General features: G+C 40.7%; 8 protein-coding genes. 5 read left to right on the forward strand and 3 right to left on the reverse strand.

Features of this window, described 5'->3' with window-relative positions:
• The first annotated feature begins 27 nt into the window (after window positions 1-27).
• Window positions 28-1815 (forward strand): glycoside hydrolase family 2 protein, encoded by a 1788-nt coding sequence (locus ACFSTH_RS12685; protein WP_377770345.1) that lies wholly within the window; start codon window positions 28-30, stop codon window positions 1813-1815.
• Window positions 1816-1943: 128 nt separating this feature from the next.
• On the opposite strand, the gene ACFSTH_RS12690 is transcribed toward ACFSTH_RS12685, so the two are convergent.
• Window positions 1944-2792, reverse strand: coding sequence for an AraC family transcriptional regulator (locus tag ACFSTH_RS12690; protein ID WP_377770347.1), 849 nt, complete (start codon window positions 2790-2792; stop codon window positions 1944-1946).
• A gap of 141 nt (window positions 2793-2933) precedes the next feature.
• On the opposite strand from ACFSTH_RS12690, the gene ACFSTH_RS12695 reads away from it, so the two are divergent.
• Complete coding sequence (locus tag ACFSTH_RS12695; RefSeq protein WP_377770349.1) at window positions 2934-4256, forward strand: alpha-L-fucosidase; 1323 nt, start codon at window positions 2934-2936, stop codon at window positions 4254-4256.
• 101 nt (window positions 4257-4357) lie between these two features.
• Here the strand turns inward: ACFSTH_RS12695 and ACFSTH_RS12700 are convergent, their stop codons facing one another.
• Together ACFSTH_RS12700 and ACFSTH_RS12705 are read right to left on the reverse strand one after the other, a co-directional pair.
• Entirely contained in the window at window positions 4358-4927 is a 570-nt protein-coding gene (locus ACFSTH_RS12700; RefSeq protein ID WP_377770351.1) for a TetR/AcrR family transcriptional regulator, read from the reverse strand.
• A 67-nt stretch (window positions 4928-4994) separates the two neighbouring features.
• The gene (locus ACFSTH_RS12705) at window positions 4995-6491 is read right to left on the reverse strand and encodes a cellulase family glycosylhydrolase (protein ID WP_377770353.1); all 1497 of its coding nucleotides are present in this window, start codon (window positions 6489-6491) and stop codon (window positions 4995-4997) included.
• 403 nt (window positions 6492-6894) lie between these two features.
• Here ACFSTH_RS12705 and ACFSTH_RS12710 point away from each other — a divergent pair, with 403 nt between their 5' ends.
• Genes ACFSTH_RS12710 through ACFSTH_RS12720 form a run of 3 tightly spaced genes read left to right on the forward strand, consistent with a single transcriptional unit; the run spans window position 6895 to window position 13348 of the window.
• Window positions 6895-9339, forward strand: a complete 2445-nt coding sequence (locus ACFSTH_RS12710) for a glycoside hydrolase family 95 protein (protein ID WP_377770355.1) — start codon at window positions 6895-6897, stop codon at window positions 9337-9339.
• A 42-nt stretch (window positions 9340-9381) separates the two neighbouring features.
• Window positions 9382-11835: a beta-galactosidase gene (locus ACFSTH_RS12715; RefSeq protein WP_377770357.1), complete on the forward strand. Its 2454-nt coding sequence runs from the start codon at window positions 9382-9384 to the stop codon at window positions 11833-11835.
• A 46-nt stretch (window positions 11836-11881) separates the two neighbouring features.
• Window positions 11882-13348 (forward strand): alpha-L-fucosidase, encoded by a 1467-nt coding sequence (locus ACFSTH_RS12720; protein WP_377770359.1) that lies wholly within the window; start codon window positions 11882-11884, stop codon window positions 13346-13348.
• The last annotated feature ends 1123 nt before the right edge of the window (window positions 13349-14471 follow it).

Below are 14471 nucleotides of genomic sequence, written 5' to 3' on the forward strand. Positions count from 1 at the left end.
AAAAATATAAAGGATAGGGTGAATAGTATGGCTTTGAAAGATCATTATCGCAAAGATTATCCGCGACCACAGTTTGTACGTGAAATATGGGAAAGTTTGAATGGGAGCTGGGATTTTATATTTGATGATAAAGATGTAGGGGAGCAGCTAGGTTATCCGCAAGGATTTACGCCTACGCATATTATTCAAGTACCATTTAGCTATGAAACGAAAGCGAGTGGCATGCAAGAAGAGGCGTTTCATCCCTATGTGTGGTATCAAAAGCAAGTGGCGATTAGTAAACAACAGTTAGAAAAAAACGTCATATTGCACTTTCAAGCGGTAGATTATGTCGCAAAAGTATGGGTGAACGGTATATTTGTTGGACAGCACCAAGGAGGATATTCGGCGTTTTCGTTTGATATAACGGCATATCTTCAACCGGACTCGGAAAATAGAATCATTGTAAAAGCAGAAGACAGTAATAGTTGTACCCAACCTCGGGGCAAGCAACGCTGGAAAGAATACAATTATGGCTGCTGGTATGTACAAACGACAGGAATTTGGCAATCGGTATGGTTAGAATTCGTTCATCCAACGTTTGTAAATCAGGTGAAAATGACACCACTGTATGATGATATTAGTGTGAAATTCGATTATTGGATCACTGGTTTAGCGAACACGCAAGCGAAGTATTCGATCACGACAATCGTATCGATTGACGAGCAAGTGTTGCAGGAGATGACACAAACGGTGCAGCGAGAACAGTTTACGACGATTGTGTCATTGATGCACCAACATTTGGACTGGAAAGTAGCGCATTGGAGCCCGAATAGTCCTCAGTTATATGAGGTATCGTTTCTACTGAAAGAAGATGGGCAAGTCGTGGATACCGTTCATTCGTATTTTGGTATGCGAAAGATCGCTATTGAACATGGAAAAATATTGTTAAATAATCAACCGTTTTATCAGCGACTTATTCTCGATCAAGGGTACTGGCAAGATAGCCACCTGACACCGCCTTCCGAAGAAGCAATTATTGATGATATTAAAAATATTATGGCGATGGGCTATAACGGTGTGCGCAAACATCAAAAGATTGAAGATGCAAGATTTTTGTACTGGTGTGACGTGCTAGGTGTAGTTGTGTGGTCTGAAGCGGCAGCTACGTATGAGTTTAATGATGAAGCTGTTAAGCGATTTACTACGGAATGGATCGACATTGTCAACCAGCATTACAATCATCCTTCTATTATCACTTGGCTTCCATTTAATGAATCGTGGGGAATTGCCAACGTATATAATGATGTAGAGCAACAGCAATTTACAGAAGCGATCTATCATTTGACCAAATCGATAGATGCTTATCGACCAGTCGTTGTAAACGATGGTTGGGAACATACGATATCGGATATTTTGACACTACATGATTATGAAGAATTAGGAGAGTTGCTGAGCAAACGGTATAGCGATAAACAAGCAATTGTAGGCAATCGAGTCTCCTTTTCGCGTTCTAAATTAGCTTTTGCAACAGGTTACTCTTATCGAGAGCAACCGATTATTATTAGTGAATTTGGTGGAATTGCCTTTAAGCATGAGAGTGGATGGGGATATGGTAATCAAGTAGCTTCTAAGGAAGAATTTGTCGAGCGATTCCGCGCTATTACACAAGCGATCAAAGATTTGGATTACGTATGTGGCTACTGCTATACACAAGTGTCAGATGTGCAACAAGAAGTAAATGGACTACTAACTGAAGATCGACAACCGAAAGTGGACTTAGCTATTATAAAAGAAATAAATTTGGCAGAGCGAAAGTGTGGCTTTGAGAAATAGTAGCTCATAAATAGTAAGACCGTACAATGCTAGTGGTGCTGCATGGTAAGTAAGCAGCTAGCCTGTACGGTTTATTTTTTTATATAGTCTAATATGACATCTCTACACCTGCATGCGACTACCTTTGATTACAAACTTTTGCGTACTTGCAGACGGTACTCTGTTGGAGAACAGCTGTTTTCTTTGCGGAATGCTTTGGCAAAATGGTTCGTATCAGAAAAGCCGACTTGTTCGGCAATTTCTCGTACAGGAAGTGACGTTGTACTGAGCAAAGCGGAAGCTTTTTGCATTCGTTTGCGGTTCAAATATTTTAGTGGTGAGACAGCAAAGTGTTTGTTGAAATAACGAACCAAATAATTAGGATGCAGATGTACGTGTTTAGCAATTTGTTCTAATGTGACTGGTTCAGCCAAATGCTCTTGAATGAAATGTTCGATGGATTGCAAACGATCCAAATCTTGCGTTCGGTTTGCCACAAATTGCATTGCCGGTTCAGCTTCGTTTAAAAAAGCAGCAATAATTTCTAATAGAATAGCTTTTTCGCGAATGCGAGCAGTTAGAGAATCATCCTCGTAGAGATGCGTTAGTTCTTTGAAAAATTGATGCAACTGTTGTTGGTTATGTTTAATCGTTAAGCAATGTGGGACAGCGAGCCACTGAAATAAATCCAAGTCACCAATGGTAGCTGTAAAATGACACCAGTATTTACGATACGTATTATCATTAATAACCGAATAGGATTGTTTCACATTGGCAGGCATCAAACATAATTGTCCGGCTTTCGGATAGTATTCGTCTTCCCCAATTTTTAACCATCCTTCCCCGTCAACAATCCAATAAAATTTATTATAAGTAGGAATATAATCGATTTCACGCCATTTGAGATGACAATGTGAAAAATAGGAACTAACTAGATGTACTTGTAAATTATGGAGTAACTCTGCAACGTAACTACTACTTGTGTTTACTGGCAACATTTGTCCACCTCAGAAAGTTAATTTGATACCCGTCTAGGCTAATCGTCTGTCTATTGATTATACCAAATGATTGTTACACTGTTGAATATAAGCGATATTAATTTTATAAAATCATATCACTCAGGTGGAGGAGAATTCATAATGACTAACAAATTGATTGCTGAACGTACAGAAAGAACACAATGGTTTATGGAAGATCGGTTTGGAATGTTTATACACTGGGGCTTGTATGCGATTCCAGCAAGAGGAGAATGGCTGCGTTGTAATGAGCAGATGTCAGTAGAAGACTATCAAGTTTATTTTGATGAGTTTAATCCACAGCGCTATAATCCGAAAGAATGGGCAAAAGCAGCGAAACAAGCAGGCATGAAATATGCGGTTCTTACAGCAAAGCATCACGATGGTTTTTGTTTGTTTGATAGTAAGCTAACAGATTACAAATCAACTAAAACGCCATCTGGACGTGACCTTGTTCGAGAGTTTTTGGAAGCATTCCGTGAAGAAGGAATTAAAGTTGGTTTATACTATTCGATCATTGATTGGTACCACGAAGATTATCCAGCTTATGGCGATCGTCATCATCCAATGCGTAACAATGAAGATTTTAAACGTGATCCAGCTACATTTGAAAACTATTTAACATATATGCATGGTCAAGTAAAAGAATTGGTAACCGAGTATGGTCATTTGGACATTATGTGGTTTGACTTCTCTTATGATGAGATGACAGCTGAAAAATGGCGTTCAACGGAATTGATCGAAATGATGCGATCAAACCAACCACATATTGTTATCGATAACCGTTTGGAAGTGAACGGCGAGCAAGGAGCAAGTATTTATACGAGCAATCCTGAAGTGTATGCCGGTGACTTTGCTTCTCCAGAGCAAATTATTCCGCCACAAGGTGTGATGGATGAGAAAGGCAACGCTATTCCTTGGGAAGCATGTGTTACGCTCAACAATAACTGGGGATATGCAGCGAACGACCTTAACTATAAGTCGCCAGAGACTATTATTCGCAAACTGGTAGAGTGTGTAAGTAAAAATGGCAACTTGTTACTGAATGTCGGACCGAATGCGCAAGGTGAAATTCCAGTACAATCTCTCGAGATTTTGGAAGAAGTAGGCGAGTGGATGACCGCAAACGGTGAAAGTATATACGGCTGTAGTTATACTGATTTACCTCAACCAGAGTGGGGTCGTTATACGAGAAAAGGTAACAAAATATATGCACACGTATTTGAGCAGTCGATTGGACCGATTAACTTACCGGGCTTAGCAGGTAAAGTGAAAAAAGCACGTGTACTAGCTGATGGATCAGAAATGTTCATTTCGATTCCATGGAATGCACAATTGTTCGTAGATGATGCATTTATTAACTTTGCAAGACCAGAGCACAATACGTACCAGCTGCCTGATAAACGTAATACGGTAATCGAACTTACATTGCACGACGACAATTAATAAAATTAACTAGAAGCTATTTAATAAATAGGGCTGTATCCTTCTAATGTCTTCTGCTACGCAAGCAGCGACTCGTTAGAAGGAACAGCCTATCATATAAGTTAATTTCGGAGCAAGGCAGGTAATATTAGTTCATTGACGGTTTCATGTAAATCGTCAATCGTATATTTACCATTGCTGCTGACAACATACATGCAAGCACTTTCTAGCATGCCTAGCAACCCGGCTGCGGCAATATCGCTATTGAATTTCTTTAAAGCGCCGTCGGTATATCCAAACGTCAGGACACCCGACAAGAAATTAATATATTCTTGTTTCAGTTTATTGATGCGTTCCAAAATTGGCGGTTCAATACCATTAGTCATTTCGTTAAAAATAATATGGACAAGTTCACTATATTGCGAAAATAATTCGATATGCTTGCTAACGATAGTACGAATTAATTGATCAGGATCACTATCTTCTGTCAATGCTTGATCTACTTTTTCGCGCAGCATATGCATACCGCTAGTAACGATCACTTCGAACAATTCACCTTTTCCTGTGAAGTGATAATATAGTGTGCCTTTGGCAACATTTGCTTCTTTGGCGATATCGTCCATGCTCGTTCTATGATAACCAAGCTCAGAAAATAGCTTAATGGCAGCATCAACTATTTTGTCTTTGCTCATCTAGTAATCGCTCCTCATCTATGACGTGCTTTTTATTTCATTAAATTATAGCACAACTTTGAGGGTATTATCCGATTTGGACTTTTCTAGCTCCGCCACCAATTGGTTGGATAACGAGTAGTCCGCCAACTCCATCGTCAAAAGCAACCCATTCATAATTGCCAGCTCCATTGTTGTTATCGATTGTCAGCGAAGTTTGCTGAGTGGCAGCTAAATTAGGGAAATAAATAACAGTTGGCGCTGTTACGCTAGCATCTTCTTGCCAAGCAAGTTGGAATGTATTCGTTGCATGTACGAAGGAATAGGAATCGATCGGTCCAGATGCAGCCATCGGATAACTACGCTGTACTCCTTTGAAGGAAGAATAGCGATCCATTTCTGGATAGAGGTAACACCAATACGCATCGCTTACAAGTAGTTTCTCGAATACGGTTTGAATGTGAAGTGCAGCTGCTTCTGCTATTTCGGATTCACCATAAGCACCCCATTCCCCGATCATCATCGGCATGTTAAGACGTTGTCTTGTTTTCTCGTGTTGTTCGAAAATAAAGTCAATTCTATCATTATTAGCAGCATGGACGAAGTCCGAGTCAGTAACAAGATCATAACCATGCGGTGCATAACACTGTTCGGCATCACGAATTCCTGCTGCGTTAGTTACAGGGGCAATCGAACTTTCTACTCCCATATTAGAGAAATAGTTTGTTTCCAAAAATAGAATGCCATGCTGGTCTACTTCACGAATAGCGGCAGCCACTTTGTTATTGAAAGGTGATAACACCTCGCGCTCGAAGTAAGCTTGCGCTTCACCAGCAGCATTCATAACAGAGCCGTATGCAGCTGGATCATCTAGCATTTGGAGAGCTTCCATCTTTTTCTCTGGATCTAACCATACTTCAAATAGTTGTTCTACCTCTACTTGTTGTCCAGTAGCATCTGTCATTAGCTGGGCAAAGCGAGAGAAGAGACTAACGACAATGTTGTAAACGTCGGAGCCGATAAATGGTTCATTCATAATATCGTAACCGATTAAGTTTGGTTCGTTAGAGAGTGTTTTGACAGCATGACCCCAAGCTGCAGCATAATGATCCTGTAGTCCAATGCCATCAGAAGCTGCTGTATTATTCCAGAAGTGGTCAAACGCCGTTTGAACTGCTCGATCGAACAAGTAAGCATCGCTCCACAGCTCCGTTGCTTGATAGACGTGTTCGTCTGTCATAGTAGCCCAGTCTGGTGCACCATCGGCATATTGCTGGCTGTACAGATCTTGATGCATATCGAGAAACACATATTGATCATATTTGTTTGCTAATTGCATCCATTTGCGAATATTTTCTAAATAGTTATCATCATATTTTCCAGGCTCTGGTTCGATACCATCCCAAATAATGCCTAATCGAATAACGTTGAATCCCCATTCTTTTAACTTAGCAAAGTCGGTTTCCGTCCAATCGTCTATAAAATTTTTAGACTTATCTTTACAAACCATACTAATACCGTGGAGAATAACATGTCTCCCATCTTTATCGATAAAGCGACTACCATCTGTACGAATTGCTTTCATTGTATTACCTCCTGTATTCTCTTGTATAGTTATTGTCTATTCCTGCTGATTGATACGTGTTGTTGCTTAATAGATAAAAGTTGTGAAAGTTGAAAGGTGCTGTTTATTTTCCGTTATGGAGAAAGTATCACATTTACCTTGAAATGACTGGTCAGTACAAATATAATAAATGTAGTACTGCTTTGTCAATGGATGAGCAGGATATTTCTACTCGATAGGGAACATTTATTAAAAGTTGCTTATTACTTTAATAATTGCTTATCACTTTTGCAAAGGATGCTTACATTTAAAGATTGTTCAACTATACATTAATGAGTAGCATAGGCGTTAGAGATATGCCGTTCATGGATAATGAGCGAGTAGTTTTTGACAAAGCTAGCTTGATGAGGAGGAGAATGTAATCGTGAAACAGACAGAAACGCTTCAATTATGGTATCGTAACGCAGCAGAAAAATTTGATGAAGCATTGCCGATTGGTAACGGTCGCATTGGTGGTATGGTGTACGGAGGGATCGAGCAAGAGCGAATTAAACTGAATGAAGACACGTTATGGTCAGGTGGACCGAAAAATACAAATAATAGTGAAGCGCTAGCACATTTGCCGGAAGTTCGGCAATTGATTGCGGATAAGCAATTTGTTGCAGCGGAACAAGTGATTACTTCGACTATGTTAGGGCCGTTTACGCAATCGTATATGCCACTTGGAGATTTGCTTATAGCAACAGATCATGCAGCTAGTGATGTGCAAAATTATCGTCGAACATTAGATTTGGAGCAAGCGATTGCAACGGTTTCGTATGAACGAGCTGGTGCGCAATATAGTAGACAAGTTTTTTGTTCCCATCCTGATTTGGTTATGGCTATTCGATTGGAAACTACCGCTCCTGATGGGCAATCGGTGAATATAACGATGGATAGTTTACTTCCATATGAAATACAGACACTGGATAACAAAATGCTATTAAGCGGTACTGCGCCAAGTCATGTCGATCCGAATTACTTTAATCAAGCAGGGAGAGAGCCAGTCATCTTTACGGAGGGCGAAGGAATGCGCTTTGCTTCTATTGTAGAGGTACAGTTTGCCGATGGAACAGTTACGACGCAAGCTGATGGTTTGCACATTAGTAATGCCAAAGAAATCGTATTGTTACTTCACGCCGCTACTAGTTTTGTTTCGTATGATGTCGATCCGGCAACTAGCAATCGAAATCCCATTAATATATGTGAGCAAACACTGCGTCAAGTCGTTACTTCCATGCAATGGAACAACCTGCTTGAAAGACATGTTGCTGATCATCGGGAGCTATTTGGTCGCGTTCAATTCACATTAGATAGCCCGGTTCGTCAGAAGCCAACGGATTTGCGATTAATTGATATGAAATTAGGCGAGCAAGATTTGTATATGGAAACGTTACTATTTCAATATGGACGCTATTTGATGATTGCTGGCTCACGCCCGGGAACCGAACCGCTTCATTTGCAAGGGATATGGAATGAAAGTTTGCGCCCACCATGGAGTAGCAACTATACGATTAATATTAATACAGAGATGAATTATTGGCCGGCAGAAGTATGTAACCTAGCAGAATGTCATGAACCACTATTCGATTTGATAGCGGATTTGAGCAAAATGGGTAGTGTGACTGCGCAAGAGCACTATGGTGCGTCCGGCTGGGTGGCGCATCATAATACCGATTTGTGGCGACAAACTACCCCTGTTGGACGAACGGGCGAAATGCCGGATACTGTTTCATGGGCGATGTGGCCAATGGGTGGTGCGTGGTTAGTCCGACATTTGTGGGAGCATTATGAGTTTCAGCCTAGCCGGATATTTTTACGAGAAACCGTAGTTCCGATTGTGACGGAGGCTGCACAGTTTTTACTTGATTGGTTATTTGAACATGAGAGCGGTTATTTATATACGAGCCCATCTACTACGCCAGAAAACAAATTTTTTACGGCGACAGGTGATATATCTGGTGTCAGTGAAATGACGACGATGGATATTGCTATTATTCGTGATGTTTTTACTATTTGTTTGCAGGCAAATGAGCAATTAGTTAAGCATGATAATGGAAACGATAAGCCGTTTCACAGTGCTGTTCATGTCGATAGTGCGCAGCAACTTGATAGTTTGATCGAGAACATTAGGCAAGCTATCGTGAAGTTGCCACCTTATCAAATCGGGGCGAACGGTCAATTGCAGGAATGGATCGAAGATTATGAAGAAGCCGAGCCTGGACATCGTCACGTTTCTCATTTATACGCGCTACATCCCGGTTATGACATTACGCCAAGAAGTAATCCAGCGCTCGCTGAAGCGTGCAAAACGACGCTTCAGCGACGAGTCGAGCATGGGGGTGCGCATACGGGATGGAGTTGTGCCTGGACGATTAATATGTGGGCGCGTTTGTATGACGGCGAAGAAGCATATCGGTATGTGAGAATGTTGTTTGAGCAATCAACGAATGATAATTTATTCAATTCCCATCCACCATTCCAAATCGATGGAAATTTTGGCTACACTGCTGGTGTTGCAGAAATGCTCGTGCAAAGCCATGATGGCATCATCACGGTATTGCCGGCAATTCCAACATCGTGGGCATCCGGTCAGGTGAAAGGTTTGCGGGCAAGAGGCGGTTATGAAGTAGCGATCCAATGGTCCGCTGAAAAGATCGATACAGTAGAGATTTCTGCTAGTGTTGATGGCGTATGTAAAGTAGCGGCGAAAGATCGGTTGCAACTGATGGATGATCTACCTTGTCAAGAAACGCAATTAGTCGATGGCTATTACCAGTATGAATTTGCTGTACAACGAGGAAAGCAATATCACTTGCGAGTAAAATAAACGGTTAATAAAAATTATCTATTTTGAAAGGAAGTAGAAAAGATGATCGTAACGTTGCAAGCGAATGAGGCACAGCAAATAGCAGCAACACCCGCATTGCTAGAAGGGCATTTGCGAATGGGTGGAGCTAATCCTACTGGAGAAGTTATCGATGTAAATAATCGTTATATTACGCGTAATGGTAAGCCATGGCTACCGGTTATGGGGGAAATGCATTTTTCTCGTTATCCTCACGAGTTGTGGGAACAAGAGATACGCAAGATGAAAGCTGGCGGCATTCAAATTGTAGCTACTTATATATTTTGGATTCATCATGAAGAGATTGAAGGCGAATTTGATTGGACTGGTAATCGTAACTTACGGAAGTTTATTGCATTGTGTGCCAAGCATCAATTGTATGTACTGGTTCGGTTAGGACCGTGGTCACATGGAGAATGTCGTAATGGTGGATATCCCGATTGGATTTATGGACGTTGTGCTTTGCGGACGAATGACCCTGATTATTTGTATTATGCCAAACTATTATATGAACAAATTCACCAGCAATTGGAGCAGTTATATTTTAAAGATGGTGGACCGATTATTGGATTGCAATTTGATAATGAATTAACGAACAATGGTCCTCATCTATATGAGCTGAAAAAGTTAGCATTGTCCATCGGAATGGAAGCCCCTCTATACACAGTAACTGGTTGGGGTGGTCCAGGTGGAGCAGAAATTCCACAAGATGAAGTATTGCCATTGTTCGGTGGATATCCAGATCATCCATGGGAACAGCATACAAAGCGACTTGAACCAAGCTTGCACTATTTCTTTCATAGTATTAGAAACGATCCAGGAATAGGTACAGATGTTATACCTGTCAATCAAGATGGTCTGGAAGGTGATTTAAGCAATATAGAACGTTATCCAAATGGCACTTGTGAGCTAGGTGGTGGCGTACAAATTACGTATCATCGCCGACCTATTATACCTGCGGACGATCTAGTAGCGATGGCTACTGTTCGGATTGGAAATGGTTGTAATTTGCTAGGCTACTATATGTATCATGGCGGTATTAATCCAGATGGAAAGCTATCGACGATGCAAGAGCATAATGAGCTGAATCGATTGCCGGTATATAGCTATGATTTTCAAACACCATTAAGCGAATTTGGCTATATTAGACCGTCGTATCATGCTATGCGCCGACTTCATTTGTTTTTGGCAAGCTACGGCGAATCATTAGCGCAAATGACAACGATCTTTCCAGCCGAACGACCTGCTTCGCTCTATGACAATGATACACTGCGTTATGCTGTTCGTGTCGATGGCAATCGAGGATTTTTATTTATTAACAATTATCAGCGCCATACCAATATGCCGTCACACGAAAATGTTCAAATTAATATTGCTTTACCAGATGAAACACTAACTATTACAGAGTCTGGTGTCACCATTCCGAGTAATACGTATATGTTTTGGCCGTTTAATTTGGATATGGAAGGTAGTTTGTTGAAATATGCGACCGTACAGCCATTAACAAAAGTAAACAACGAGCAAGAAATGTTATATCTGTTTTTTACAGCTGGTCATGTGGCAGCGGAATATCGATTTGCCGCTCATACGATGGAGCAAGTGGAAGGAACCGGTATAGTAGTGACAGAAGATAAACAGGAAGATGCTCTATATGTGCGGGTGACGCAAACTCAAGCTCAAGCTTCAACTACTGTAGACCATTTCTTTACGTTTACGACAGCAACTGGACAGCGTGTAAAAGTAGTTACGCTGACAGAGGAGCAATCGTTACAGGTGTGGCAAGGCGAGTTGTTTGGGAGAGAACGAATCGTTAGGTGTAAGCATCCAATCCAGTTCACTCCCGAATCACTATTATTACAGCGAGCGAATGCGCAGCAGTCTGCCTCTTCGAGCAGTGAATCGAGTAGTGAATCAGTAGTAGTTGCTGAAGATAGTGAACTAGCTATTTACCCACCGATAGAAGTGGGAACATTAATGGTAGATGCGGTGGAAATGAAAGCTCAGCCTTCCGAAGTGTGGCAACGGTTCATCCTTCCTCCTACTGAGGATAAGGAAGTCACACTTCAATATGAACGAGAAGACAATCAACCATTGGATGATGCGATATTTTTTAATTTATTTGAAGAAGAGCATCAATATGGTCAGTCTCCCGAATGGATGATAAAGGTAGATTTGCAGCATATCACTTCACGTGATGAAGTAATATTAGAAATTGATTTTATTGGTGACGTTGCGCAGTTATATATCGGTGGTAAGTGTGTCGCTGATCAGTTTTACAGTGGAACGACGTGGCAAGTCGGGTTAAGTCGTTATTATGAGCAATTGCAAGCCGAGCCACTAATATTGAAAATATCACCACTACTAGCAGAGCGAGACATCTATATGGAAGAGCGACCGACAGAAGATAGAGAAGCTCAGCTGCATCAGGTAATCGTTCATATCGAACAATCGCAGCAGATTACTAGGAGTCGAATTTAAACTCATCATTCATATAAAATAATTTATACAAGGAGCGATATTACAAATGAGCAAAAAAAACAACCTTAGAAGTCAATTAGGACGAGTAAATGAAGTAAATAAAGAAGGTAGATTCAAGTCGAATTGGGAGTCACTACAGCAATATAACATACCGCAGTGGTATGAAGATGCGAAGTTTGGAATTTTTATTCATTGGGGTGTATATTCAGTACCAGCATTCGGTAGCGAGTGGTACGCTCGTCATATGTATGTAGAAGGTACGCCAGATTATATGCATCATGTGCAAACGTATGGTCCACAAAGCGAATTTGGTTACAAAGATTTTATTCCGATGTTTAAAGCGGAGAAGTTTAATGCTGATGAATGGATGAATATTTTTAAAAAGTCTGGTGCAAAATTTATCGTACCTGTTGCCGAGCATCATGATGGTTTTGCAATGTATGATAGTGATTTGACAGAGTGGAAAGCAAGCACAATGGGACCAAAAAGAGATATTATCGGAGAGCTTGCAGAATCCGCACGCAAACATCATCTTGTATTTGGGCTATCGAGTCATCGAGCTGAAAACTGGTGGTTTTTTAACGGTGGTATGAAATTTGATTCCGATGTACAAGATCCACGTTATGCAGGTTTGTATGGTCCAGCGCAGCCGAATGATGTTCAAAACGGATGGAAGCCAGAGCAACAGCCGAATGAGCCGTTTTTGGATGATTGGTTAGGAAGAACGACAGAATTAATCGAAAAATATGAACCGCAAATAGTGTGGTTTGATTGGTGGATTGAACAACCAGCCTTTAAATCATACCTACAACGGATGGCTGCTTATTATTATAACAAAGCGGATGAGTGGAACAGAGGAGTAGCGATCAACTACAAAGAAAAAGCCTTTGAAAAAGGAACTGCCGTTTTCGACGTCGAGCGTGGTCAATTAGATGATATTCGAGACGAGTTTTGGCAAACAGATACTTCGGTATCAGAAAATTCCTGGAGTCATATTACCAATCATAAATACAAAACAGCAGAAAGCATCATTGGTGACTTAGTTGATATTGTAAGTAAAAATGGCGCATTATTATTAAATATTGGACCGCGTGCAGATGGTACGATTCCCGAAGAAGAGCAGCAAATGCTACTGGATATCGGTCAATGGCTAGATGTAAACGGGCAAGCTATTTTTAGTACACGTCCGTGGAAAGTATATGGCGAAGGTCCAACAGAAGTAGTCAGTGGTTCGTTTAGCGATACGAAAAGAGCGGCATTCACGTCTGCCGACATTCGCTTTACGACTCAAGCTGGTAAACTATACGCATTAATCCTTGCTATTCCAGAAGACGGAAAAGTGAAAATCACATCACTAGCATCATCTCTGAGACTATATAACAAAGCAGTAGAATCTGTAAAATTATTAGGCTATACGCGTGAACTGACATGGTCACATGAAGCTGACGGACTACACGTCACATTACCCGAAGCTCATCAAGTAAGCAACACATTTGTGCTAGAAATTAGCTAAACAAATGGTAATGATCGCTATCTAAATGAAGCAAGCAACGCTGCTAGAATCGGTCTTATAAACCTGATTTTCTACCAGCGTTTTTTTTACCACAACACTAGAACGTGTCTTAAAACTCATCACATCGTTCGTTTAAAATTGGAAGACATATATATAAATGTGAAAAGTCGATCATAGGATCGTTTTTTTACATTTACAAAAGTTGCAGCAATAGACCCCAGGTCGTTCAGACGTGGCTTTTATCGCATGAGGTCTTAACATCTACTGTGAAATTTGTAATAGGGGGGAGTGTAGTAGGATTTTATACGATAAAACGTACAAACATTCAAATAAGTACCGGAGGAGATCAAGTTTATACGAAAAATCATATAAAGCGACCCCGATAATAGGTTGAGCATAAGGATTTTATACGATAAAACAAACAAACAACCGTAATTGCGATGATCGGAATACAACTTTATACGAAAAAACATACAAGCTTACCGTTTCAGAAATTAATCTTTAACATGACCTAGTTATGACCTGAAATAACTACTAATAGTATGTATAGTGCACAGGCGAAGCACCCCCCCTCCCCGGCATTCCTTTCCATAGATTTCGATTATTTTCTCTTTGATACTCCAGTTATTTTCTCAAATTATAGCATACAATTATATAGTTTTCTGACGCGTCCTAGTCTCTTTCATCCTTATTAGCGTATCCCCATCGCTCAGTAGATGTTAAATTAATCCATTTTATATGTAGGAGGTATACGCAAAACAAATTGACCCAACTGATCTAACGTTTTACGTCATATCCAACTGAGCATGGGGAAACGTCATTCGTCAACTGAAATTAGCCAACTGAGCATGGGGAAACGTCATTCGTCAACTGAAATTAGCCAACTGAGCATGGGGAAACGTCATTCGTCAACTGAAATTAGCCAACTGAGCCATGGGGATACGTTATTCGTCAACTTAAGTTAGCTAACTGAGCCAATGGGATACGACAAGTCTGACTCCCTCAATTTGAACGGGATTACTCACGCATGCTCGCTTATTCGCAGGATCTCAGATAACTCGGATGAGATGGAACGACATGAAGGGATAGAAACCGTTAGTAACAATGGATTGGAGCAGTCAAT

Source organism: Paenibacillus yanchengensis, assembly GCF_042684845.1.
Taxonomy (GTDB): Bacteria; Bacillota; Bacilli; order Paenibacillales; family Paenibacillaceae; genus Pristimantibacillus; species Pristimantibacillus yanchengensis.

What these genes read in the sequence shown, in the direction of transcription:
- ACFSTH_RS12685 (WP_377770345.1), top strand. Translation starts at nt 28, where the DNA reads ATGGCTTTGAAAGATCATTATCGCAAAGATTATCCGCGACCACAGTTT.
- ACFSTH_RS12690 (WP_377770347.1), bottom strand. Translation starts at nt 2,792, where the DNA reads ATGTTGCCAGTAAACACAAGTAGTAGTTACGTTGCAGAGTTACTCCAT.
- ACFSTH_RS12695 (WP_377770349.1), top strand. Translation starts at nt 2,934, where the DNA reads ATGACTAACAAATTGATTGCTGAACGTACAGAAAGAACACAATGGTTT.
- ACFSTH_RS12700 (WP_377770351.1), bottom strand. Translation starts at nt 4,927, where the DNA reads ATGAGCAAAGACAAAATAGTTGATGCTGCCATTAAGCTATTTTCTGAG.
- ACFSTH_RS12705 (WP_377770353.1), bottom strand. Translation starts at nt 6,491, where the DNA reads ATGAAAGCAATTCGTACAGATGGTAGTCGCTTTATCGATAAAGATGGG.
- ACFSTH_RS12715 (WP_377770357.1), top strand. Translation starts at nt 9,382, where the DNA reads ATGATCGTAACGTTGCAAGCGAATGAGGCACAGCAAATAGCAGCAACA.
- ACFSTH_RS12720 (WP_377770359.1), top strand. Translation starts at nt 11,882, where the DNA reads ATGAGCAAAAAAAACAACCTTAGAAGTCAATTAGGACGAGTAAATGAA.